Source organism: Corallococcus terminator (genome assembly GCF_003611635.1).
GTDB lineage: Bacteria > Myxococcota > Myxococcia > Myxococcales > Myxococcaceae > Corallococcus > Corallococcus terminator.
Genome location: NZ_RAVZ01000394.1, coordinates 1 through 8,071 on the forward strand (window position 1 = coordinate 1; position 8,071 = coordinate 8,071).

The following is an 8,071-nucleotide window of genomic DNA, read 5'->3' on the forward strand; positions in this document are numbered from 1 at the left end:
AGCCCGCCCTGCCACGCCTCCGGGTCGCGTGCGTGCAGCAGCTCCACGTTCGAATAGTCATGCAGGGCCGGAGCCCCCTCCACCGTCGAGCGGGGCCGGATGCCCACCGGCGTCGGCTCCTCCCGCCAGGAGTCCGCGCTCCCCGACGGTGAGGCTTCGGGCGCGTCGACGGGAGCCACCACGGGCAGGGGGGGCGGGCTCTCGTCGCGAGGGCTCACCGGCAGCGGAAGGCTTCCTTCGTCCAACGCGACGAACTTGACGAAGTAGCCGCGCACCCAGCCGGACACCCCATGCTCCATCACGCGCACGCGCCCGGAGACGACCGGCCCCGCGCCCTGGAAGGCGACCTGGAGCGGGAACTCCGTCCCCAGGGGCTGCGGCGCATCCGCGGGCACGAACAGGCCGTGCTCCGACATGCTCTTCCACAGCCGCGCGCGCGACTCCGGTGCATCCGCGAACGGCAGCCGGAACAGCCGGCCCTTCCTGACTGGCAGCTTCACTGCGCTCCCCCTTCCTGCGAATGGCGCTGCGCCACGTCCCGTCCGGCGACCCCTCACGGTGATGCGCTCAACGTCACCTGGATGGGCTCCGGCCGGTCGCCCACCATCACCTCGGCCCGCCAGGTGGAATGTCCCTCCGCCTGGACGCTCACCTGATGGACGCCCGGCGCCAGGGTGACGAGCGATTCCAACTGCCGGGCGAACCCCACCGCCCGGCCGTCCACGAACACGCGGGCGCTCTCCGGCATCACGTCGAACTTCAGCCCCGTCGCCCGCGCACGCTCCACCCGCACCGCGCGGGTCAGGGGCGCGGACGGGAGCACCACCTCCATTCGCAGCAGCGGCAGCGGCAGCGGCTGGGCCTGGGCGTGGGCCAGGGGGTAGCCGGGGAGGCGCGCACAGGAGCAGGTCCCGGCCATCAGGAGCGCGATGAACAGACGTGACGTGTGCGGGGGCATGTCAGGGATTGGAGCGCGAGCGCGGGGGCCTCCGTCAAGGCACCGGCCCCCACGTCGCGGACGCTGTTCCCGCCCGCACAGCGCAAACCGGGGAGGCGTCTTCCCGACCCACCGGCCCAGGTCGTCTTCCCTGTGGGAAACGCGGATGTCCCCCGGTGGACGAACCGCCGCCCACCGCGTGCCGGCACGCATGACGGCGCGTGCGTGCGGGGTGACCTGGGAGGTGACAGGAATTGAGAGGAATTGAAGCCAGGAGGGGGTCCATCCTGATCCAGGCATGTCAGACGGCGCCCGTAATCTGCGACGCAATCCAGCCCGAACCCGGCCCATGACGACCCGACCTCCACTGCCCGACACCGCGCCCCGGACTTCGTCGTCTTCCCCCCACCGCAGGCCGTTCGCCCCCGGGCGCGATGGTCTCATCCGGAGCCAGACACCCCGCTTCACGGACATCCAGCCGCTGCGGCTGGAGGACTTCCTGTCGGGCTCTGCCCGGCGCCGGGACGCCTTCGCCCGGACGCTGGTGGAGCACCTGTCCGAGCGCGGCTTCTTCTACCTGGAGCGACCCGAGTCGCTGCTGTCGCGTCACGATCTGGACGGCCAGTTCGAACACTACGAGGCCACGTACCAGCACGCGCTCCTGGCGCACCCGTACCTCCACGCGTTGATGCCGGCGGAGACGGTGTTCCAGACGGGCTACAACTCCACGTGGTACCCGGAGTCCACGGTGGTGCGGCAGGCCATCGAGGCCTTCATGGCCAAGCCCGTGACATGGAGCAGCTTCCGTCGGCGCGTCGTGCCGGATCCGGTGCGGGAGCTGCTGGGGGCGTCGGAGGACGCGTACCTCGCCTGTCACGCGGTGGGCAGCGTGCTGCTGGAGGCGCTGGAGCTGGGCTACGGCCTGCGCGCCGGGGGGCTCACGCGTCTGTTCCGCCGCCGCACGGAAGGGGCGGTGCGGTTCGTGAAGTACCACGCGCCCAGCGTCGCCCGGAGGCGGCGGGAGGTGATGGCGCACGCGTCGGAGCCGCACGCGGACAAGAGCTTCTTCACCTTCAACCTGGGGGAGTCGAGGCCGGGGCTCGTGTGGCTGGACGGGGATGTGCCCCGGCTGATGCCCAACGACGCCGGACACTGGCTCGTCACCTCCGGTCGGTTCTCCGAAGGGCTGACGCGGGAGCTGGAGGCGCCGGTGCGCGCGTTCCGTCACACGGTGGTCAACGACGGCGAGCGCGTCGTCGTGCTCGGCTTCGTGACGCCCGAGGGGGATCTGCACGACCTGCCGCTGGAAGACTGGCCCGCGCCGACGCGCCTCGGAGGTCCCCGTGGCTGAGCACGCGCAGCGCGACGAAGGGGGCCCGGAGCACGTGTTCTTCTCGCCGCATCCGGACGACGTGGCGCTGGGGGCGTACGCGAGCCTGCTGGGCGTGCCCCGGGGCATCGTCCCCACGCTCGTCACCGTCTTCTCGCAGAGCTGCTGGGAGTTCGTGCTCCCGGTGGATCCGACGCGGGCGCTGGCGGTGACCTCCCTGCGGATGGGCGAGGACCGGAGGTTCGCGCGCGCGCATGGCGCGGACCTGGTGCACCTGGGCTTCCGGGACACCAGCCTGCGCTCGCCCCCGGGAGGCCCGGCGGAGTCGGAGGAGGCCACGGCGGCGCTGTCCGTGCGCGTCCGGGAGGCGCTGGGGGAGGTGCTGGCCCATGTCTCCGACGACGCCGTCTGCTACGTGCCGCTGGGCATCTCCAGCCACGTGGACCACCTGCTGGTGCGCGACGCGGTGCGGGCCCTGCGCGGGGACCGGGGGACGCTCGTCTACTACGAGGACCTGCCGTACTCCGCGCACCACCCGGACGATGAAATCATCGACTACGCGTGGGCGCTGGGGCTTTCGCCCCGGTGTCTGGACCTGACGGCGCTGTGGCCCGCGAAGCTGCGCGGGCTGTCCTTCTACGCAAGCCAGCTCGAAGCCGCGACGCTGCCCGCGGTGGAGGCGCACGCGAGGCGGCTGGGCACGGGCCGCAAGCTGTGTGAGCGCGTCTGGACGGTGGGCCCGCGAGCGTGGGGCGACGCTCCATGAACGGCGAGCTGCTGGTGCACCTCTCCTACGAAGCCACGCGCACGCTGGGCGGCATGGGCGTGGTGCTGGAGCACCTGCTGGCGGCGCCCGGATACCGGGAGTCCTTCGCCCGCACGCTGCTGGTGAGCCCCACGGTGCGCCCGTGCGGCCTGGGCAGCTATGCGCCGGAGGAATCGCTCGCGCGCGACCTGGAGGCCCACGGCGAGGTGCTCTACAGCGGCCTGCGCCGCCACAACCCGGAGGCGTGGACGCGGGTCTTCCAGCCGGTGGAGGCGCGGCACGACGTGTCGTTCGTCTACGGCAGGCGGGAGGCTCCGGGCGGGCCGGTGGAGGTGCTGCTGGTGGACCTCACCGACGTGCTCCGGGGCTACCGGGTGCGGCTGGGCACGCTGCCGCTGTTCCTTCAGCGGCTGCGCACGCTGCTCGGGGTGGACCTGCCGTTCGACTGTCGGGGTGGACGCCCGGCGCCGTGGCGTGCGCTCTCGCGCGTGTGGCGCGGCGTGTTCGGCACGAGGCTGGGCGCGGCGCCGTGGCTCAACCGCCTGTTCCGGAGCGCGGTGCACCACGGGCTCCTGGATGCGCCGCCCCTGGACCACGACGCGATGCTGGCGATTGCCCTCGCGGAGCCCGTCTTCGACGCGGTGGCGCGGCTGCGCTCCCAGGACGGCGCGGGGGCCGTCATCCTCGCGCAGGAGCACCTGTCGTTGCCGCTCGCGTACAAGGCGCTGCTCGACGGACAGTCATGGTGCCGCACCGTCTACTACGCGGGCGAGGTGCGCACGCCCCGGGTGCTCGTGGAGTACGGCGAGGCGGGGCAGGGCGCGTCCGATGCGCGCTTCTACAACGTGCAGCGCCTGGGGCTGGAGCAGGGCCGGACGTTGGACAAGGTGTATCCGGTGGGCACCTGGCCCAACTTCCAGATCCTCCGCAACGGACATCTGTGTGAACGCGTGGGCGCGGTGAGTGCCTCCGTCGCGGACGAGCTGCGCTTCCTCGATGCGCGCTATTCGCTCCAGCCCGTGACGGTGGTGCCCCACGGGCAGCGCGTGATTGAAACGAAGGAGGCCGCGAAGGAGGCCGCGCGCGTCCGGGTGCTGCGCCATGCACGCAAGCAGTGGGGCCAGGACTTCCGCCTGCTGCTCACGCACATCTCCCGGGACGAGGTCTGCAAGGGGCTCTGGCGCGACGTGGACGTCTGCGAGCACCTGGCGCAAGTGCTGCCGGCGGAGCGACAGCCCGCGCTGCTCGTGATGGTGACCGAGTGGAACGAGCAGGAGCCGTCCGACAACCTGCGCCACGTGAAGGCGCGGGTGGAGGCATTCAACGCGAAGGCCACGGGGGTGCACATCGCGCTGGTGAACCAACCCTCCTGGCCCGCGGGACTGGGCTTCACGCGGGACGACCTGCACCGCGCCACGGATGTGTCGTTGGGCCAGTCCCTGTACGAGTCCTACGGGCTGGCACAACTGGAAGCGCTGGGCTGTGGCGCCGTCTGCGTCATCTCCGGGGCCAGCGGTGCCCGGCGCACCCTGCGCGAGCAGTGTGAGGCCCTGGGCCTGTCGGAGTCCGCGCACCCGAACCTCGTCGTCTCGGACCCCGTGACGGATGCCCGGGAGGCGGGGCTCGCGCATTCGGTGGAGACGTGGAAGGCCCTGCCCGCGGGCGTGCTGCGGGAGCAGGAATTGCGCACCGCGCGCCGCGTGGCGGAAGCGGTGCTGTGCCGCCTCCCGCGCGATGGGAACGAAACACGTCTGCTGATGGAGACGGGCCGAGCCCTGGCCGAGCGGATGCGCTGGGAGCCCATCATCCGCGAGCAATTGCTTCCCCTCATCCGATTCCCGGTCCGCGCAGCGGCGGGATCCGACTGGAGTGCCTGACATGCCGGAGACCCAGAAGGCCGCGACGCTCATCGTGGTGGCCCACCCCGAGGACGTGGTCCGACTGTTCAGCACCGTCGCCGAGGGCGCGGACCTCGCGGTGGTGACGGAGGATGGCGGCGCCGGTCGGGAGCTGGAGGCGGTGGGCAGGGCCCTGGGCGCACGCACCACGCACCTGCTCCTGTCCCCGTCGGAGATAGGCCCCTGGTGCCGCGAGCAGCGTGAGCAGGGCGATGCCCGGGTCTTCACCCACAGCCCCCAGGAGGAGGCGCCGCTGCACCGCGAGGTGGCCGTGCTCGTCAGCCGCGTCTTCGAACGGCTGTGGGTGCCCTCCACGGGCGCGCGCCCCACGGTGTGCACGGTGCTGGACGACGCGGCCTTCCAGCGCAAGCTCAGCCTGCTCAACACGCTGTACCGGGAACGCCCGGACGGGGCCCAGGGCAGCGCCTGCACGGATCCGCTGCGAGACGGCCCCGGCATCGAGGCCTTCACCGAGGTCCGCTCCACGGACATGGTGCGCGCCCTGTCCCTCACCAAGCCGGAGATCTTCTCCGAGCTCGCGGACCCGTGGGGCTTCGCCGGCTCCAGCTACGAAGGGAAACGCTTCGCGCTGACCGCGAAGGTGCTGGAGTCGCTGTGCCACGCGTCGCCTCCGCCCCGGCGCGTGGTGGACGTGGGGGCCTGCGAGGGAATGATGACCGAACACCTGCTGTCGCTCTTTCCCCACGCGAGCGTCCAGGCCGTGGAGTCCGAGCCCCGCTTCGCCGCCCGCCTGCGGGAACGGCTGGGAGGCCATGCGCGCGTGCGCGTCGTGGAGGCGTCCGCGGAGGACGTGGCGCTGGAGGCCGACCTCGTGTTGCTCGCAGAAGTCCTCTACTACCTGTCCGACGATGCGTGCGCGGACCTCCTGGACCGCGTGCATGCCTCCCACCTGCTCACCTCCTACGGAGGGGGCTTTGGCGCGAAGGTGCACGCGGCGCTCGCCGGGCGCGGCTGGAAGGTTGTCACCTCCGAGACACTTGCCAGCCGCATCGAGCCCGTGGACGGCGTCTGGAGTCCGTTGCTGGTGCGACGAGCAGGCACCGAAATCCGGCTCTGGAAACGGTGATAACAGGAATTCAAAGGCATACGCCCAGGCTCTCTGGGAAGAAGGCAGGCGGTTTTCTCAAGGCTTGTGATTTTCTCAAAAGTGAGCTTTTTCCCTGTCTCCCATGGCAGGGCTTGCCTGCTTGAGATCGTATTGCCAACGATACGGGAACTCTCCAGCATGAGCGGGCATGGCCACCCCGGTCGTTTCCCATGGCCCCCTGGATACCCCGGCCCGGGTATCGCGTGATGAGGGTCTGAAACATCCTCACGCGCTCCGTCGTGTGGCCCTGCCGTGGTTCGTGGCGCTGTGGCTCCTCGCATCGGCGTTGGGCTCGGGGCTGATGTGGTCGCACGCGAGCGAGGCCGGCCCTGCCGCCACGCCGCCCTCCCACCTGCCGGAATCGCTCGCGCCCGTGCGCGGCCCCGGAGCGTGGTCGCTGCTCGTCTTCCTCCATCCCCAGTGTCCCTGTTCGCGCGCGACGCTCACGGAGCTTGAGAAGCTCACGGCCCACGCGGGCGGTCGGCTCGCCACGCGCGTGTTCATCTGGGCTCCGAGCGAAGCGCCCGCGGACTTCGTGCGCTCGGAGTTGTGGACGCGCGCCCAGGCGTTGCCCGGCGTGGAGGTGGTGGCGGACGTGGACGGGCAGGCGGCGCGCGAAGCGGGCGCCCGGACGTCCGGTCAGGTGGTGCTGTTCTCGCCGGAGGGTGAGGAGCGCTTCAGCGGGGGCATCACCCCCGCGCGAGGCCACGAGGGGGACAGCGAGGGCAACCTCGCCATCCGGGCGCTCGTGGATGCCGGAGCGCCGGAAAGTCCCGCGGCGCCTGTCTTTGGCTGTGCCCTGGAAACACCCCTGCGTCCTGCCGACGAGACCCTGTGATGACACTCCACCTGTCCGACGCCGACGTGGCCGTGCGGGCGCGGCAGCTCTTCGAAGCACGGTGTCTGTCATTGAGCCAGCGCACCGACCGGACCTTCATCGTCCTGATGGTGTTGCAGTGGGTGGGTGGGCTCGCGGCGGCGCTGCTCCTGTCGCCCCGGGCGTGGGCCGGGCTGGAGAGCGCGGTCCACTTCCATGTCTGGGCGGCGGTGGGGATGGGCCTGCTCTTCGGCGGGCTGCCGGTGGTGCTCGCGCTGACGCGCTCCGGCCTTGCGTCCACGCGGCACGTCATCGCGGTGGGGCAGGCGTTGATGTCCGGGCTGCTCATCCACCTGATGGGGGGCCGCATCGAGACGCACTTCCACATCTTCGGCTCGCTGGCGCTCCTGGCCATCTACCGGGACTGGCGGGTGCTGATCACGTTCAGCGGCGTGGTGGCGGCGGACCACTTCCTGCGCGGTGCGTTCTGGCCGGAGTCCATCTTCGGGGCGCACGCGAAGGAGTCCTGGCGCTGGATGGAGCACGCGGCCTGGGTGGTGTTCGAGGACGTCTTCCTCATCGTCTCCTGCGTGCAGGGCCAGCGGGACCTGAGGGCCTCCGCGGTGCGGGAGGCGCAGTTGGAGTTGTCCCAGCACGCGGTGGAGGAGCGGGTCGTCCGGCCGCTGGTGGGCTCCGCGGACGCGCTGCGCGACTCCATGCGGACGCTGTCCGAGTCCACGAAGCAGCAGCGCGAGGACCTGGCCCGTCAGGCCCGGGCGTTGAACGAGACGCAGGTGACGGCGGAGCAGATCCGCCAGACTTCGCTTGTCGCCTCCGAGCAGGCGGCCCGGGTGCTGCGCTCGACGGAGGAGGCCGGGGACGTGGGCGCGGCGGTGGAGGACGCCATCGGCCGGAGCGTGGAGGGGCTGGCGGAGATCCGCGCGCAGGTGGGGGACATCTCCGAGCGCATCCAGGGGCTCGCGGCGTACACGGAGAAGATTGGCGGCATCACCCGGACGGTGCAGGACCTGGCGGACCAGTCCAACGTGCTGGCCATCAACGCGGCCATCGAGGCGGCGCGGGTGGGCGATGTGGGCCGGGGCTTCGCGGTGGTGGCGCGTGAGATTCGCCACCTCTCCTCGCAGTCGGTGGCGGCCACGCAGCAGGTGCGCACGGTGCTGGAGGACACGCGCTCGCGCATCCAGGGGGTGGTGG

7 protein-coding genes and 1 pseudogene are annotated in these 8,071 nt (G+C 71.4%); 6 read left to right on the top strand and 2 right to left on the bottom strand.

Annotated features, from left to right (window positions below):
- A pseudogene (locus D7V88_RS35800) lies at positions 1-500 on the bottom strand (hypothetical protein); the annotation flags it as partial.
- A 53-nt stretch (positions 501-553) separates the two neighbouring features.
- Positions 554-958, bottom strand: a complete 405-nt coding sequence (locus D7V88_RS43295; protein WP_158625233.1) for a PEGA domain-containing protein — start codon at positions 956-958, stop codon at positions 554-556.
- 328 nt (positions 959-1,286) lie between these two features.
- Here D7V88_RS43295 and D7V88_RS35810 point away from each other — a divergent pair, with 328 nt between their 5' ends.
- From D7V88_RS35810 to D7V88_RS44820, 6 genes are all read left to right on the top strand, one after another.
- Positions 1,287-2,288, top strand: coding sequence for a hypothetical protein (locus D7V88_RS35810; RefSeq protein WP_158625234.1), 1,002 nt, complete (start codon positions 1,287-1,289; stop codon positions 2,286-2,288).
- Positions 2,281-3,033 (top strand): PIG-L deacetylase family protein, encoded by a 753-nt coding sequence (locus D7V88_RS35815; protein ID WP_158625235.1) that lies wholly within the window; start codon positions 2,281-2,283, stop codon positions 3,031-3,033. Before D7V88_RS35810 ends, D7V88_RS35815 begins: the two co-directional genes overlap by 8 nt.
- Positions 3,030-4,910 (top strand): glycosyltransferase family protein, encoded by a 1,881-nt coding sequence (locus D7V88_RS35820; protein ID WP_120545087.1) that lies wholly within the window; start codon positions 3,030-3,032, stop codon positions 4,908-4,910. The genes D7V88_RS35815 and D7V88_RS35820 overlap by 4 nt, the downstream gene beginning before the upstream one ends.
- Position 4,911: 1 nt before the next feature.
- The gene (locus D7V88_RS35825; RefSeq protein WP_120545088.1) at positions 4,912-6,018 is read left to right on the top strand and encodes a class I SAM-dependent methyltransferase; all 1,107 of its coding nucleotides are present in this window, start codon (positions 4,912-4,914) and stop codon (positions 6,016-6,018) included.
- Between the two features lie 262 nt (positions 6,019-6,280).
- Entirely contained in the window at positions 6,281-6,877 is a 597-nt protein-coding gene (locus D7V88_RS35830; RefSeq protein ID WP_120545089.1) for a thioredoxin domain-containing protein, read from the top strand.
- Positions 6,877-8,071: methyl-accepting chemotaxis protein (locus tag D7V88_RS44820; RefSeq protein WP_120545090.1), on the top strand; the 1,195-nt coding region annotated here is incomplete at its 3' end. The genes D7V88_RS35830 and D7V88_RS44820, both read left to right, overlap by 1 nt.

What these genes read in the sequence shown, in the direction of transcription:
- D7V88_RS43295 (WP_158625233.1), bottom strand. Translation starts at nt 958, where the DNA reads ATGCCCCCGCACACGTCACGTCTGTTCATCGCGCTCCTGATGGCCGGG.
- D7V88_RS35810 (WP_158625234.1), top strand. Translation starts at nt 1,287, where the DNA reads ATGACGACCCGACCTCCACTGCCCGACACCGCGCCCCGGACTTCGTCG.
- D7V88_RS35820 (WP_120545087.1), top strand. Translation starts at nt 3,030, where the DNA reads ATGAACGGCGAGCTGCTGGTGCACCTCTCCTACGAAGCCACGCGCACG.
- D7V88_RS35825 (WP_120545088.1), top strand. Translation starts at nt 4,912, where the DNA reads ATGCCGGAGACCCAGAAGGCCGCGACGCTCATCGTGGTGGCCCACCCC.